At 61.1% G+C, this 14477-nt stretch carries 15 protein-coding genes; 5 read left to right on the top strand and 10 right to left on the bottom strand.

Translation table 11 applies throughout. The features are described 5' to 3' along the window. Nucleotides 1-366 precede the first annotated feature (366 nt). From AC3WS7_RS12930 to AC3WS7_RS12915, 4 genes are all read right to left on the bottom strand, one after another. Nucleotides 367-1131, bottom strand: coding sequence for an N-acetylmuramoyl-L-alanine amidase family protein (locus AC3WS7_RS12930; protein ID WP_296468502.1), 765 nt, complete (start codon nucleotides 1129-1131; stop codon nucleotides 367-369). Nucleotides 1132-1158: 27 nt separating this feature from the next. Next, nucleotides 1159-1554, bottom strand: a complete 396-nt coding sequence (locus AC3WS7_RS12925) for a lysozyme inhibitor LprI family protein (protein WP_296468499.1) — start codon at nucleotides 1552-1554, stop codon at nucleotides 1159-1161. A 143-nt stretch (nucleotides 1555-1697) separates the two neighbouring features. Continuing rightward, nucleotides 1698-2162: a hypothetical protein gene (locus tag AC3WS7_RS12920; protein ID WP_492656648.1), complete on the bottom strand. Its 465-nt coding sequence runs from the start codon at nucleotides 2160-2162 to the stop codon at nucleotides 1698-1700. Next, complete coding sequence (locus tag AC3WS7_RS12915; protein WP_492656647.1) at nucleotides 2159-2791, bottom strand: TetR/AcrR family transcriptional regulator; 633 nt, start codon at nucleotides 2789-2791, stop codon at nucleotides 2159-2161. The genes AC3WS7_RS12920 and AC3WS7_RS12915 overlap by 4 nt, the downstream gene beginning before the upstream one ends. An 84-nt stretch (nucleotides 2792-2875) precedes the next feature. On the opposite strand from AC3WS7_RS12915, the gene AC3WS7_RS12910 reads away from it, so the two are divergent. After that, a complete protein-coding gene (locus AC3WS7_RS12910; RefSeq protein WP_492656646.1) occupies nucleotides 2876-3235 on the top strand; it encodes a DUF1304 domain-containing protein in 360 nt (119 codons plus the stop codon). Nucleotides 3236-3248: 13 nt separating this feature from the next. Here the strand turns inward: AC3WS7_RS12910 and AC3WS7_RS12905 are convergent, their stop codons facing one another. The 6 genes from AC3WS7_RS12905 to AC3WS7_RS12880 form a co-directional block, all read right to left on the bottom strand. Beyond that, nucleotides 3249-3761, bottom strand: a complete 513-nt coding sequence (locus AC3WS7_RS12905) for an SLOG cluster 4 domain-containing protein (RefSeq protein WP_296468492.1) — start codon at nucleotides 3759-3761, stop codon at nucleotides 3249-3251. 25 nt (nucleotides 3762-3786) lie between these two features. Further along, complete coding sequence (locus AC3WS7_RS12900) at nucleotides 3787-4890, bottom strand: NADH:flavin oxidoreductase (RefSeq protein ID WP_492656645.1); 1104 nt, start codon at nucleotides 4888-4890, stop codon at nucleotides 3787-3789. 151 nt (nucleotides 4891-5041) lie between these two features. Next, complete coding sequence (locus AC3WS7_RS12895; protein ID WP_492656644.1) at nucleotides 5042-7621, bottom strand: PAS domain S-box protein; 2580 nt, start codon at nucleotides 7619-7621, stop codon at nucleotides 5042-5044. A gap of 5 nt (nucleotides 7622-7626) precedes the next feature. Further along, nucleotides 7627-8499 carry a phosphate/phosphite/phosphonate ABC transporter substrate-binding protein gene (locus AC3WS7_RS12890; RefSeq protein ID WP_492656643.1) on the bottom strand — a complete coding sequence of 291 codons (873 nt, stop codon included), beginning with the start codon at nucleotides 8497-8499 and terminating at the stop codon, nucleotides 7627-7629. Then, a complete protein-coding gene (locus AC3WS7_RS12885; RefSeq protein ID WP_296468485.1) occupies nucleotides 8496-8873 on the bottom strand; it encodes a response regulator transcription factor in 378 nt (125 codons plus the stop codon). The genes AC3WS7_RS12890 and AC3WS7_RS12885 overlap by 4 nt, the downstream gene beginning before the upstream one ends. After that, a complete protein-coding gene (locus tag AC3WS7_RS12880) occupies nucleotides 8870-9976 on the bottom strand; it encodes a sensor histidine kinase (RefSeq protein WP_492656642.1) in 1107 nt (368 codons plus the stop codon). The genes AC3WS7_RS12885 and AC3WS7_RS12880 overlap by 4 nt, the downstream gene beginning before the upstream one ends. 204 nt (nucleotides 9977-10180) lie before the next feature. Between AC3WS7_RS12880 and pbpC the strand changes: the two genes are divergently transcribed. The 4 genes from pbpC to AC3WS7_RS12860 all read left to right on the top strand — a co-directional run bounded on the left by pbpC (nucleotide 10181) and on the right by AC3WS7_RS12860 (nucleotide 14373). Further along, nucleotides 10181-12430, top strand: coding sequence for a penicillin-binding protein 1C (gene pbpC, locus AC3WS7_RS12875; protein ID WP_492656641.1), 2250 nt, complete (start codon nucleotides 10181-10183; stop codon nucleotides 12428-12430). An 18-nt stretch (nucleotides 12431-12448) separates the two neighbouring features. After that, a complete protein-coding gene (locus tag AC3WS7_RS12870) occupies nucleotides 12449-13213 on the top strand; it encodes a hypothetical protein (RefSeq protein WP_296468480.1) in 765 nt (254 codons plus the stop codon). A 65-nt stretch (nucleotides 13214-13278) separates the two neighbouring features. Further along, entirely contained in the window at nucleotides 13279-13812 is a 534-nt protein-coding gene (locus tag AC3WS7_RS12865; RefSeq protein WP_492656640.1) for an anti-sigma factor domain-containing protein, read from the top strand. A gap of 9 nt (nucleotides 13813-13821) precedes the next feature. Then, nucleotides 13822-14373 (top strand): methylated-DNA--[protein]-cysteine S-methyltransferase, encoded by a 552-nt coding sequence (locus tag AC3WS7_RS12860; RefSeq protein ID WP_296468475.1) that lies wholly within the window; start codon nucleotides 13822-13824, stop codon nucleotides 14371-14373. Nucleotides 14374-14477: the final 104 nt, after the last annotated feature.

Genomic DNA, 14477 nt, shown 5'->3' with positions numbered 1-14477 from the left:
CCCGGGGGGTATCGCGTTCAGCAGGTGAGAAAAAAACCGTTGAACGCAACAAGTAGACCGAGGAACCACGCGAAAAACATTCCAGCCATGCCAGTGAGCAGAATGAGCGTCTGCGAAAGCCATGTCCGGTTGCGTGAGCGAAGAAAAACGTAGCGCATCAGCATGGAACCCACAACGAACCCCGTAGCGACTACGGCCCAGCCGACGATGAGGACGATGACACTTTTCTCACCGAACTCGGGTGGGCACTGCCTGGTAGCCAATGCGGGCGTTGCGAAGAGGGCAATGAAGATGCCAGTCAGTAGCGAAAGTAAATAGCGCGGAACCGTGGGTCTCATATCGCCGAAAGGAAGTTCAAACAGCTTGTCAGTGCTGAAATGCGTCCACCGCGGCAACGATGGCCTGCACGATGGCATCTTGCTTGGCGTTGTCGGCCACATACTTTTCATCCACCGGATCTACGATGACGCCCACCTCCAACAGCACAGCGGGGACTATGGTTTTTCTCAAAACCAGTAGTTCATCAAATTTGTAAATGCCCAAGTTGGTATCCAGCAGTTCGCGGTTCTCGCCCGCGATGGGCTCTGCGTGGTGCAGCGTGGGCAGTCTACCCAGGGCGTGTATCTCTTGTCCCAATAGTTTGGCAAACCGATAGCTTTGTGAAAACTTGGGGTTGAGCTTGGACACGAAAATGGAGTAGCCGGAAATGGGCTGCTTCGTCTCATAGGCCAACGCGCCATTGACTTCAATTTTGTTCAGATATTTCAGCTGCGCCGAGTCGTGGTGCAGTGCCAAAAACAAATCTGCTTGCTGGGTATTTGCAAGTTCGGCCCGCCCGTCCAAGCTAATTTCTTCGGTGGCTGCGCGCGTGAGCAGCACTTGCACTCCAATGACTTGCAAGGCTGTGGCAAGTTTTTTGCTCAGTGCGTCGTTGTAGGTGACTTCGTGGATACCCCGAGCTCCCAATGCGCCAGGTTGCTTGGGGTTATGGCCTGGATCTATCACGACGACGAATGGCTTGCCTACGGCCTGCAGTACGTCCGTAGATTCACTTGGTTTGGAATAGGCAAAAAAAACGCACAAACACAAAAGTGTCTGTGCGCCACACCTCTTGAAATAACGCAGCAGCATGCACTGCCGCCTAGGTGCTGACGTTACTTATTCCCACGATTTCTTCGAGATGGCAGCATCGTTGCAGTTGCCGGTTTTGCACTCCCGGGCACGGTCACGCAGGTACTCCGTGCGCTCACGGTTGACTTTGTAGTTGCAGCCTACGTCGATCGACCCCGAACTCTCACAAGCCGCATTCCGATATTTAATCCAATCGCGCTGCGTTTCGGTGAGCTGCTGTTTGACATTGTCTTTGAGCGGTTTGCGCAGCTCTGTGTAGACCATGTTCAGCTCATTGTCCGATTCCAAGAACAGCTTGGCAACACAATAGGTTTTGTCGTAGCTGGTTTTGAATTTGTTGCAGCTGTCAGTGATATCGGCATGGGCACCTTGCGCCGATAAGAGCAAACACGCAGCCAATGAGGCTGTTGGCAAAAATTTCATAACTTCTCCGAATGTAGGGAATGAGATTATCAACTACCCCCATCACCCCACCACGCGCGTCAGCCGCTTGGGGCAAGGGCGATACCAGCCCACAGTGACAGTAAATAGCGAAGCACTGTGAGGCGCATGTTGGATGCAAACTTCTATGCCAGCAGCACTTCACCAAACCGCAAATGGTGCAAGCACTCCCGCAGTATCACCATCGCCGCATAAAACTCCGGCGCCGTAGGTAATGCCTCCTGCCCGCTGGGCCGCCCCTGGCTCACCATGGCGATGCGGTTGAAGAGGTCTTCCACCTCATCCAGATTCCATGGCAGCGCGACATCCGGCGCAGCGCCCACACCTTGCAGAATCAACGCTGCGCCTGACCCGCGCAACTGCAATTGCTCTGTGCGCACCAGCTTCGCAGCCAGCGGCATCACCACATCTTCGGTCTGCTCGATGGCGTGTTCGATGTCCAGCGGCGTGGGCGGTGTGTGCCGCATCCACTGGCGGGCCAGCGATGCGGTGCCGAGCCGCAGCTCTTGTTGCAGGACGACGCGGCCGTCGTCGGTGCACAGCACCGTGCTGGTTTCAGCACCAAGCTGCAGTGTGGTCTGTACGGTCATAACGTGTCCTTGTTGCGCAAACCTTCGAGCATGGCCACCAGGCATTGCCGGGTGTCGGCCAGCGCGTCTTGAACGCCTGCTTCATCGTCCGGCAGTGAATCCATGCCGCCATAGAGCGCGCCCAACACGATGCGCGCCAAACGCTCTGCATCGTGCCCAAGAAATATGCCATGCGCCTGGATGGCTGCGATGCTGCCGCGCATGGCGCCAAGGCCCTGCCGCTGGCGGATTTCGCCCCACACCTGCGCGCCCAGCACCGCGGGTGCGTCCACCAGCATCAGGCGGCGCAGCGGTGCATTGGTGCCAGCCTGCAGCACGGTGTCGATGGAGGCCAGAAACGCATCCCAGGCACTGCCGCCGCTGGCGATGACGGCTTGGCGTGCGGCCAGGGCTTGTTGCACCAGCCCCGCATCCACCTGCTCCACCACGGCGGCAAACAGGCCTTTCTTGTCGCCGTAGTGGTGGTACAGCGCGCCCACGGTCACACCGGCATCGGCGCAGATGCTGCCGACCGGCGCTTTCTCGTAGCCCTGCGCGCTAAACCAGCGCAGCGCGGCGCTCTGCAATGCGGCCTGAGTGGCGCTGGCGTTCTCTTTGCGGCCGTCGCGTTTGGTGGGGGTTTCAGCCATGGGTAACGTGGGCGACAAGAGGCTTCTTTACAAACATAACGTGATTATGTATTCTCGGCAGCATTCCATCAACCGAGACTTTCCATGCACATCCTCGCCCTCGTCCTCATCGCACTGGTCTGCCTGATTCACGTGTATATCTTTTTGCTGGAGACAGTGCTGTTCAAGAAACGCGGCGCCAAGGTGTTCGGCATTCCGCAGGCCGAAGTGGCGTCGCGCGCCGTGGCCATGTCCAACCAGGGTTGCTACAACGGCTTTCTGGCAGCCGCCTTGCTGCTGGGCCTGGTCTACCCCGACCCGGCGATTGCCAAAGCCTTTGCCGTGTTTGGCTTGGCTTGCGTGGCTGTGGCGGGTATTTGGGGTGCGGTCACGGTGATGAAGCGCATTCTGTACATCCAGACCGTGCCCGCTGTGTTGGGCTTGGTGGCCGTCTACCTGCTGTGAAGCGCCACGGGCACTAGGCAAGGCCCAAGGACCGCAACCGGGCCTCCAACTCGGCCACGCTGCTCCACGGCAGGATGGGCGAGTTTTTGCGTTCGTCCGGCGGGTTCTGCTCCAGTTGGTCCGACCAACCGCCGCAGCCTGTGAGCGGCAACAGAGGCCGTTTGTGCAGCCAGGCCAGGCACACCTCCGAGATGGTGCCGGCCCGCCCGCCTATGACCAGGCAGGCATCGCCCGCCAGGGCCATCAGCAGATTGCGTGCATCGCCCACCCCCGAGGGGACGACCACGGTGGCGGGCCAATCGGGCGGTGGCATCTCACCCTCGGGAATGATGCTCAGCACCTGCCCGCCCGCCGCCACTGCGCACTCGGCGGCATGGCGGGTGGCTGGGCTGCCGCAACCGCTGACCACCGTGATGCCAAGGCCCGCCATCAGGCGACCGGCTTCGCCTGCGAGTTCATACGCCGCAGAGCCTGGCTCCGCGCTACCCAATACACACACCTGTTTGCGACGATGAGCCTTTTGCATGTGATATCTCCCTGACTGGTTGTACTTACACCAAGCTCGCCAAGGCAGCCGGCGAAAAGTCCGACAACTCGGCCATGCGCCCCTCGCGCACCTTCAGCGCCCAGTCCGGGTCGCTGATCAGCGCGCGGCCCACGGCCACCAGGTCAAAGTCGCCACGGTTGAAGCGGCGCAGCAGTTCGTCCAGCGAGGCGGGTTTGGAGCTCTCGCCACCAAAGGCCGCGATGAACTCGCCGCTCAGGCCCACCGAGCCCACGGTGATGGTGGGGCGGCCCGTGAGTTTCTTGGCCCAGCCCGCAAAGTTCAAATCCGAGCCATCAAACTCGGGCTCCCAGAAGCGGCGCTGCGAGCAATGGAAGATGTCGGCGCCTGCGTCGGCTAACGGTTGCAGCCAGGCGGCCATCTCGTCGGGGTTTTGCGCCATGCGCACGCTGTAGTCCTGCTGCTTCCATTGCGACAGGCGGATGATGACCGGGTAGTCGGGCCCCACCTCCGCGCGCACAGCTTTCAAAATGTCGGCCGCAAAGCGGCCACGCGCCACCAGGTCGCTGCCGCCAAAGCGGTCGTCGCGCTGGTTGGTGCCGTCCCAGAAGAACTGGTCGATCAGGTAACCATGCGCGCCATGCAGCTCGATGCAGTCAAAACCCAGGCGCTTGGCCGCGCCGGCGGCCTTGGCAAAGGCGGCAATGGTGTCGGCAATGTCGGCATCACTCATGGGTGCGCCAAACTGCTTGCCAGGGCGCGACAGGCCGGAGGGTGAATCCACGGGCGGTGGCGCAGTCCAGGTGGTGCGTGCGTTGCGCGCAGCGCCTACGTGCCAGAGCTGCGGCGCCATCACGCCACCGGCGCTGTGCACGGTGTTGATCACGTCTTGCCAGCCGGCCAGCGCGGCATCGCCCCAGAAGTGCGGTACATCGGGGTCATTGGCGGCGGATGGGCGCTGCACCACCGTGCCTTCAGACACGATCAGGCCCACGGCCGAAGCAGCCCGCTTGCGGTAATACTCGGCCACTGCGGGCGTAGGCACCCCACCGGGCGAGAACGAACGTGTCATGGGTGCCATGACAATGCGGTTGGCGAGTTTGAGGCCCTTGAAGGCGAAGGGCTGGAACAGGGGTGCAGCGGAGGACATGGGTTAAAAAGAATCAGCGAGTTGCAAACCGGTTCAGTTTACGGGTACACGCCATGCCCCGCTGTGCGCAAGGTCACCAAGGCTACAGGCACAGAGAAACTCGAATTTTCAACCCGCGCCGCCGCGCAGTTCTCCACACCCCGTGGAGCCTTCAGTCCCTGGACGAGGCCAAGGGTTTGTTGGTGGCCAGGGGAATCCACAGGTGGGCGGTAGTTCCAGAGCCCAATGTGCTGGACAAGGTGACACGGCCTTGGTGCAACTCGGCAACTTCCTTGACCAAGCTCAGGCCCAGCCCGGTCCCGGGTATGTTGCCCGACGCATCCGCCCTGTAGAAGCGCTCAAATGCCCGTTCCAGCTGCTCGGGTGACATGCCTATCCCTTGGTCACTTACCTCGATCACGACAAAGCCGTTGCCCTCGTTGTGCTCAATGCGCGATTGCAGACACACCGTGCCACCATGTGGTGAATATTTGAAGGCATTGCTCAGCAGATTGTTCATTGCGAGCTGCATCTTCTCAGGGTCAATCAACACCAAAACATCCGGCGTGACGCCCACCTGCACCTGGCGCTCCGTGTCGGTACGCATAAGCCCCTTCACACTGTTTTCGACGAGCTCCGTCAATGGATGTGCATCAATCTGCATATCCAGCCCACCACGCGATTCAATGCGCGCCAGATCCAACAGCTCGTTGATCATCTTCACCAGCAAGCCGGACTGGCGATGAATGGTCTGCAACATGTCAGCCTGTCGCTCAGGCGTAAATTTCCGTTTGAGTAGCAACTCTGTAAAGCCAAAGATGCTCACCATGGGGGTACGCAGTTCATGTGCGGCGGCCGCCAGGAATTCACTCTTCATCCGATCCACGGCATCTTCATGCGTGACATCGCGGAAGTACAAAATGGTTTCACTGCGCCCGGCAATATTCCTGCGCGACTGTGCCTGCACAACCCGGGTTTGCGGGCGCGTCAGATGCAATCGCGCTTGCCACGGCTGGTCGTCGGAGGTGTTGGCGCTCAAAGACAATGCCGCCTGATCGTCATCGCAGAGGGCACGCATCATGGTTTCAAAATCATTCATGTGCACAGGCGGAGCGCTTTCGGCCCAACTCCAACCCGTCATTCGCTCGAACGCGGGATTGGCAAACACCATGTAATCGTTGGCATCAAAAAGCACGAATCCATCCGGACTGAGGCTGAAGATTGCATCCAGCTGCGCACGACGCTTCGCGATGGCTTCCTCGGCCAACACCCGCGCAGTCACATCCAAAACAATACCCACGAAGTTGGTGAGCGTTCCCTTGTCTGACCTCACGGGAGAGAGTGACAACTCGACGGTCCGCTTTGTGCCATTCGGCAAGGTCTTGTGCAACGTCACGTTGGCGATGCGCTGCTCAGACATTGCGAGTCGCAATTCTTTGAGCGCCCGCGCATCGGAGTCCATGCTGACCAATTCCTCCATGTTCTTTCCAAGTATCTGGTGCAGCGGGAGTTGCAGCATGGCCTGAAAAGCATCGTTGACATAGACAATGGGCTGATGCTCAAGCTTTGCATTCGTAATAAAAACCGAGTTGTGACTGCAAGCAAGGGCACGCTCGTACAGCTCGGTAAATTCCAGCGCGGCGCGTTCATCAGTTACGTCGCGCATGATGCAGACGTATCGCAAGCCTTCGATGTTTGCCACGGCGCCCAGTGAGATCTCGACGGGGAACAGAGTCCCATCCGCACGCGTCCCGAAAAATTCTTTCCGGACAACGCGATTGACCCCGGAGAGATAGGCACTCGACTGATCGAACATCTCCTCCAAGGCCTGCACGCTGAGCCCCGGCACGCAGCTTTCAACCGACTGGCTCAGCATGCTTTTCTCTGGACGTCCAAAGAAGCTGCTGACGGCGGGATTCAAGGTCGCAATCCTCCCTTGCGAGTCCAGCCCGATGATGGCCTCCGATGCGGTATTGACAATCGCTTGGGTGCGGCCGATGTGCTCTGCAATGCCTCTGCTGGCCTCATTAAGCGCCGTACCGAGTTGTCCGACTTCAATCGTGTTGTGTGAAACCTGAATTTGACTGCCAATGTGCGTGGGCATCTCCTGTGCATAAAGCGACAGTGCCCGAATGGGTTGCAACACACGCGCCGTGATGTATTGGAGGCTGGCGATAACCAGGACCACCAACAACGCAATGCCCAAGCCAGACATGACCCACAGTTGGCGCAATTCAGTGTTTCTTTGGCTGAGGCTGAAATGCACTTGAACCCAGGCGCTGGGGTTCTCATCGTGTATCAAAACAGGGGCCCACGCTTCGTAGTAATTTTCGTACGTAACTCCGGGCACATTTGACGCGCTATTCAAAGGGATCGCCATGCGCGCCTTGCCGCCGACTTCCGATCGAATCTCTTCGTTTTGCTTGAAGGCCACCACCAACTGCCGACCATCCGCCCGGTACACGGCGATCCGGTCGATACCGGGAAGCTCTGCAACTTGCTGCAAATTGGATTCAATGGCGGCCACATCATTGAGAATCACGGCGCTGGCATTGCCGTTGGCCACGAGGTGGGCCATGGATTCAGACCAGTTTTTTGCGTTGGTCCACGTCACCGCTTCCAGCCGGTTGTAAGCAAACGCGGCAAAAACGGAGCCAAGAACCACGATGACGACCGTTGCGCCCGCCATGATGGCTGCACGCAAGCTGTACGGCGGCTCAATCAAGGCTTTAAGTCGCGATACAGCGTCCATAACGTTCACTCCAGGATGACGTACTTGTCGATGTGCAGTTGTTCAAATGGAGCGTAGTCCGTTGCGTAACTGGTAAGGACTGGGTTGGGCATTTGTATCCCTGCCATGTGTGCCTGTGTTTGCGGAGCTGCGGCAAGACCCAGCAGCACTTCCGTAATGGCATTTCTGACAGAGCGAGAAACACGCGGGTGAACCGCCAAGGGGTGCGGAGCCAAAGATGGCGTGGTGTAAATGGTGCGCAATTTCTGCTGCACCTCTGGTGCTTCTTTCTCCAGCGTGGTTTTCACCAAGCCCGCGGCCATGGAGTCGCCGAGGAGGACCTGGCGTAATGTATTGCGATGGTTCTGGGCATAGTGGGCCTCGAACGACAAATGGTGCTTCACATCGAGGACCGACCGGATGTAGAGACTTGCGGCGAACGCATTGGGCGCTGGAAACGATATCCGCTGCCCTTTCAATTGCTCAATCCGCTCGATAGGCCCATCTGCGCTGACCAACAAAACCCCCTCCAAGCCTCGCGCGTCATGCAACAAGGGTTCGTACCGGTGCGCACGGTGCGCCATGACCATGTGGTAGGGGTTCAAGAAGACAAGATCGGCCTTCCCGCTCAGAAACTCGGCTTCAAAACTCGCGATCGATGGATACACCACCAGCTCACAGGGGATGCCACTTTGCCCCAGGGCATCCACTATGGGAGACCAGTACCGGCTCATTTCAATGGCGGTTAGCTGGGGGACCACCGCAAGGCGCAAGGTGCGACGGCCCGTGGTGGGCTGCGGCGTGGCGGCGATGGCCGGCAAGGCCCAATGCGCTGCCAAGCCGATGCCGGCTCCCAGCATGGAACGGCGAATGGAAGAGGGCAGGAGGTGTTTTTTCATGGTTTTGCCAGCAATCTGTCGACGGTATCCAGCAGTTCTATCGGGCTGAATGGTTTCACCAGGTAGGCATCACACCCCACGGCCTCGCCTCTTTCGATGTCCGTTCTTTGGCCCCGGGCCGTCAGCAGGATGACCTTGGTCATGGATTGCAGGGTGGCATCGGTCTTTATTTTTTGGCACACCTGGTACCCGTCCAGTGCCCCAGGCATCATCACATCGAGGAGCACGATGGCGGGGCGCAGGTTCTGCGCAATGCGCCAGGCGTCTTCTCCGTTGTCGGCTTCATGGAGGTCGAAATCCTCGGACTCCATGGTCACAAGCAAAAGACTCCTGATATCGACCTGATCGTCAACAATCAAGGCACTGCGTTTCATGCTGCCTCCTTTTTACGGCGTGACATAAGTTGGGCCAGATCCGCGGCATAGCGCTGCGCCTGGGCAATATCGAGCTGTGCTTGCCCGCGCAAAGGGGCCCCTGTGGGGAACTCCATCATGACCCGCGTCTCGTCATCCCCCATGGCCGCAACACGGATGTTGCCCCCATGCAGCCCCACGATGCGGCTCACCAGCGGCAAGCCCAATCTGCCTTTGGTGTCATTGGCTGGGAGGTGGGGCGATTTCGTGAATACATCACGGGTTTCCACACCCCGCTCCTCTTCAGGAATGGCCCCCAAATTGCGCACCGTGATCAGCACATGTTCTCCAGTCAGTGTGTAGGCGACTTTGACCAACAGCTGTTGCTGGCTGTTGACCTCTCTGCGGGAGTGGGTGATTGCGTTTTCAAAACACTCGAAAAAAGCACGCCGAATGAGATTGGCATTGCCATAGATGGGCGGAAGCACCTGCGAAGGCTCCGTAATTTGAATCAGCACCTTTTTGGCAGTTGCGCGAGGTGTCAGTTCCGCACAGACTGACTGAACAACCTCCGACAGTTCGATACGGTCCGTGGTAATCAGCACCTCGTCGCCGAACACGGCGATCAGGTCAGCCAAACGCCGAAGCCGTTGGTCCAGCGCACCTGCGGCCTCTTCCAATGCAGCAAGCTCAGAACTCTCGGGCAGCGAGCCCAGCAGACCGGAGAGCTTGCGCAAGGGGGGGCCCACTTCATCGCGAAGCAGCGCAATGATGTCCGGCAGGCCGCGCAGTTGGGTCTCCCGGCTGGCCTGTTCCGTAGCATCCTGGATGACAAAGGCAATATCCAATCCGGAAGGGCCCGCCATGAACATGCCGGCAACACGATTCCCATCCGCCAACTCAACGTCAACTTTGTAGGGAAGTTTTACTTTGTTCAGCGCCACATCCCTCACCAGGGACTTGATGACAGGCTTCCCGCTCATGGCGTCTACCGGCTTGCCGGGATGCACCTTGGCAGCCTTGTTCGCATAGCTGATCAATCCATTGACGCCGAAGGTCAGAATCGGCCACGGCATCGCATCGAAAAGCGCGTTTACGGAGGGTTGGTGGTAATTGATAGCCATGATCTGGATATAAATTTGCTGTTTGCTGCATTTAATTTATCACTTTTATCAATAAAGTCAAATATTGATTGAAATGATATTTTTAAAAGCTCATGCACATTCCTTCCCCATCGGGGTCTCCACGGGTGCCCGTGGGGTAATACTTGCGCATGCGTAGCCAACCTATGGCGTGCTACGCGGCATACAGAAACGGGAACGAACACGTTGCAGAAACGACTACTTCGGGGGCGACCGGGCACGCTGATTGCTATATTTTTAGTAGCTGTCTGCGAACAATCCACGGGCAACACAGCCACTTTTAATGAAACAAAAGCGGGCTACCAGCCTTCCGACACCCAGATCCTTTCACGCGAAGGCGAGCTGCTGCACCGCCTGCGCACCGACGCCACGGTGCGGCGTGGCCAGTGGGTAGCGCTGGCCGACATCTCCCCTGCCCTGCGCACAGCGCTGGTGCTGTCGGAGGACAAACGCTTTTACGAACACAGCGGGGTGGACTGGCACGCCGTGTCCGCCGCAGCCTGGGCCAATTTGTGGAACACCAAGACGCGCGGCGCCTCCACCATCACCATGCAGCTGGCCGGTCTGCTGGACGAAGACTTGCGGCGCGGCAGCGGCGGGCGCAGCGTGGTGCAGAAGCTGGGGCAAACCTTCTCGGCCCAGAGCCTGGAGCGTGGCTGGCGCAAGGACCAGATTCTGGAGGCCTACCTGAACCTGGTGCCGTTCCGTGGCGAGCTGGTGGGCATCGATGCGCTGAGCCAGACCCTGTTTGGCAAAGCCGCCCACGGCCTGGACAACCGCGAGGCCGCCGTGGCCGCCGCCCTGGTGCGCGCGCCCAACGCCAAAGAGCCACAGGTGGTGCAGCGCGCCTGCAGTGTGCTCAAAAGCCTGGAGACTGCGGCTGCCAACTGTGCCGCGCTGGATTTGTTTGTGACCGGCGCCCTGCAGCGGCGCGACTACGCCGCCAGCGAAGGTATTGCCCCGCATGTGGCGCGGCAACTCGCATCCGTTCGCCCTGCGCAGGACGGGCCAGGCGCAGCGCGAAGGGCGGCTATCCGCACCACCCTGCGCGCCCCGCTGCAGCGCTTTGCGGTGCAAACGCTGCAAAGCCACCTGCGCGAACTGGCAGGCCGCCATGTGGAAGACGCCGCCCTGCTGGTGCTGGACAACGCCACCGGCGAGGTGCTGGCCTGGGTCGGCTCCAGCGGGCCGCTGAGCAACGCAGCCGATGTGGACGCGGTGACCGCACTGCGCCAGCCCGGCTCCACGCTCAAACCCTTTTTGTATGCGCAAGCCATTGCCGAGCGGCGCATCACTGCGGCCTCGCTGCTGGAAGACTCGGCCACACAGATCCAGACCACGGGCGGTCTCTACATCCCGCAGAACTACGACCGGCATTTCAAAGGCTGGGTGTCGGCGCGCACCGCGCTGGGCGCCTCGCTCAACGTACCGGCGGTGCGCACGCTGGTGATGGTCTCGCCCGATGCCTTCCAGAAGCAACTGGTGCGCCTGGGCCTGCCGCTGGCCGAGAGTGGCGACTTTTACGGCTACAGCCTGGCGCTGGGCAGTGCCGAGGTCTCGCTGCTGAACCTGGCCAACGCCTACCGTGCGCTGGCCAATGGCGGGCGGGCCAGCCCCACCACCCTGCTGCCCGGCAAGCCAGCGCCGGCCCCCCAGGCACTGGACCCGCGTGCAGCCTTCATCGTGGGCGACATCCTGAGTGACCCCATGGCCCGCGCCCGCACCTTTGGCACCGACAGCGTGCTGGCCACGCGTTTCTGGAGCGCGGTCAAAACCGGCACCAGCAAAGACATGCGCGACAACTGGGCCGTGGGCTACAGCCAGCGCTACACCGTGGGCGTGTGGGTAGGCAACGCCAGCGGCGCGCCCATGTGGGACGTCAGCGGCACCACGGGTGCGGCGCCCATCTGGGCCGCGGTGATGAACTTCTTGCATGCCAAGCAAGCCAGCCGTGCGCCCAAGCCCCCCACAGGCCTGGTGCAAAAAACGGTGCAATTTGCCCCTGCCAACAACACCCCCAGCCTGGAGGCGGCGCGCACCGAGTGGTTTGTGGACGGCACGCAGCAAGCTACATTTGCTATGGATTCAGGAGCTGCTCGCGCAATATCCACGAGGGCTGGGGGCCAAAAAGGCTTGAAATCTGGCGCTGCACCCACTGCCCGCATCACCGCCCCCACCCACGGCACCATCATCGCCCTGGACCCCGACATCCCCCCCAAAGCGCAGCGCCTGACGCTGCAAGCCGAGGGCAGCAACCTGCGCTGGCTGGTGGACGGCAAGCCGGTAGCCAAAGGCAACACCGCGCAGTGGCCGATCTGGCCCGGCCGGCATCTCATCCAGATTACCGATGCCAAAGGCCAGGTGCTGGACGAGGTGCGTTTTGAAGTACGCGGGGCCGGTGTCAAAACCCCGCCAACCACCGCCCCCCGCCGTTGAACCACGGAGCCATCCGCCATGCCCCGCCACATCCGCCTGACCCGATCCCTGGCCATCGTGCGCCTGCAGCACCAGCTGGAGCAAGACACCTACCCACGCCTGCAGATGGGCCTCATCGTGGCGCTCACCGGTGCGGCCGGCTGGCTGCTGTCCGTCCTCTTGCTGGCCTTGGGCATGGACCAGATGGCACTGCGTTACCCCGCAGCGCTGGCGGGCGGCTACCTGGTGTTTTTGGGCCTGTTATGGCTGTGGCTGCGTACCCAGGCGCAGGACTACAACCTGCTGCCCGATGTGGTGGACTTGGCGCTGCCCCGCAGTGGCAACTGTGGTGCTGGCGAGGCGCCGCTGCCCAGCGGCGGCGGTGGAGACTTTGTGGGTGGTGGCGCCAGCGGCCACTTTGACGCATCCACGGCCTTGCCTGCCGACGAGCCCGGTGTGTTGTCCTCTGTGGGCGATGCGGTGGGCTCGGTGGGCGATGCCGATGAATTCGCCATTCCGCTGCTGGCCATCGCCTTGGCCATCGGGTTGGCGTTTGCCTCGCTGTATGTGGTGTACCTGGCGCCTGCCTTGTTTGCCGAGTTGCTGTTTGACGGTGTGCTCTCGTACACGCTGTACCGCCGCCTGCGCAATGCCGACAGCAGCCACTGGCTCAGCACCGCGTTTCGCCGCACCGTGTTGCCCTTTGCGCTGACTGCCTTGTTTGTGGCGCTGGTGGGTGCAGGCCTGGCGGCCTATGCACCGGGCGCGCAAACCCTCGGGCAGGCACTGCACGCCGCTGGCTAAGTGGCGGCGTGCATGGCTGCGCAAGGGACTACGATGCACACCTGCACCAGCCCACTTCCACCCCCATGACCGAAACGACTCCCACCGCCACCACCAGCCCTGCCCCAGCACGCACAGGCGTCAGCCCCTGGTGGCGCGCCGGGGCCATCACCCTGGCGGTGTTGCTGGTCACGCTGATCGCTGGCACTGCCAGCATGTTCGAGCAGTTCAAGGCCCAGATTGCCCACCAACAACAGCAATTGGCACAACAGCCCCAAATCCGCACGCTGGCGGTGCTGCTGGACAGCACGCAAAGCCCGGCACTGCTGGTCACCCAGGACCCGTCCAGCGGCGTGTTGCAACTGCAACGCCTGAATGGGGTGAAGGAAGGCCGCGAGGACAGCATGCAACTCTGGGCGCTGCGCCTGGGGCAGGCACCCCAGTCGCTGGGGGTGCTGGCCAGCAAAGCCGGCACCTTGGCACTGCCCGCCCGGGCCGACACCCTGCAGGGCGTGGCACAACTCGCCATCAGTGTGGAAGACAAAGGCGGCGTCCCCGGTGAGCGCGGCCCGCGCCTGCCCTATCTGTTCCAGGGCGCAGTGGTGCACAAGGCGATCTGAGCCCCGGCCATGCCCACCACCGCCTTCGCCCTGTTTGCCACCGCGCTGGGCCACTGCGGCATTGCCTGGGGCCCCCAGGGCCTGACCGGCGTGCAACTGCCCGAGGCCGATGAAGCCACCACGCGCCTGCGCATGCAGGCCCGGTTTCCCCACGCGCCCGAAGCTGCACCGCCACCCGATGTGCAAACCGCCATGGATGCCATCGCGGCCCTGCTGGCCGGTGCGCCCACCGAGCCGCGCGACCTGAGCCACCTGGTGCTGGACATGGAGGGTGTGCCACCTTTTTACCAACGCGTCTACACGCTGGCGCGCAGCATCCCGCCCGGGGAGACGCTGACCTACGGCGAGCTGGCGCACCTGCTGGGCGAGCCCGGTGCGGCACGCGCCGTGGGCCAGGCCCTGGGTGCCAACCCGTTTGCCCCGGTGGTGCCCTGCCACCGCATCCTGGCCGCCCAAAGCGGGGCAGGTGGTTTCTCGGCCCCCGGCGGCATGGACACCAAGCTGCGCATGCTGTTGGCCGAGCGGGCCCGCTTCAACGGACCGGGCTTGTTTGACGAATAAGCCCTGGCAGGCGGGCTGCAAACCGCTATAAATTTAGTAGCTGTTTGCGCATATTCCACGAGGGCTAGAGGCCTATTTTGTTCATAAATGGGGCAGCACAGGGT

The organism is Rhodoferax sp. EU05-FHT12H12 (genome assembly GCF_058791215.1).
Note: the sequence above shows the minus strand (reverse complement) of the source record. Positions and strands in the feature narration are given on the sequence as shown.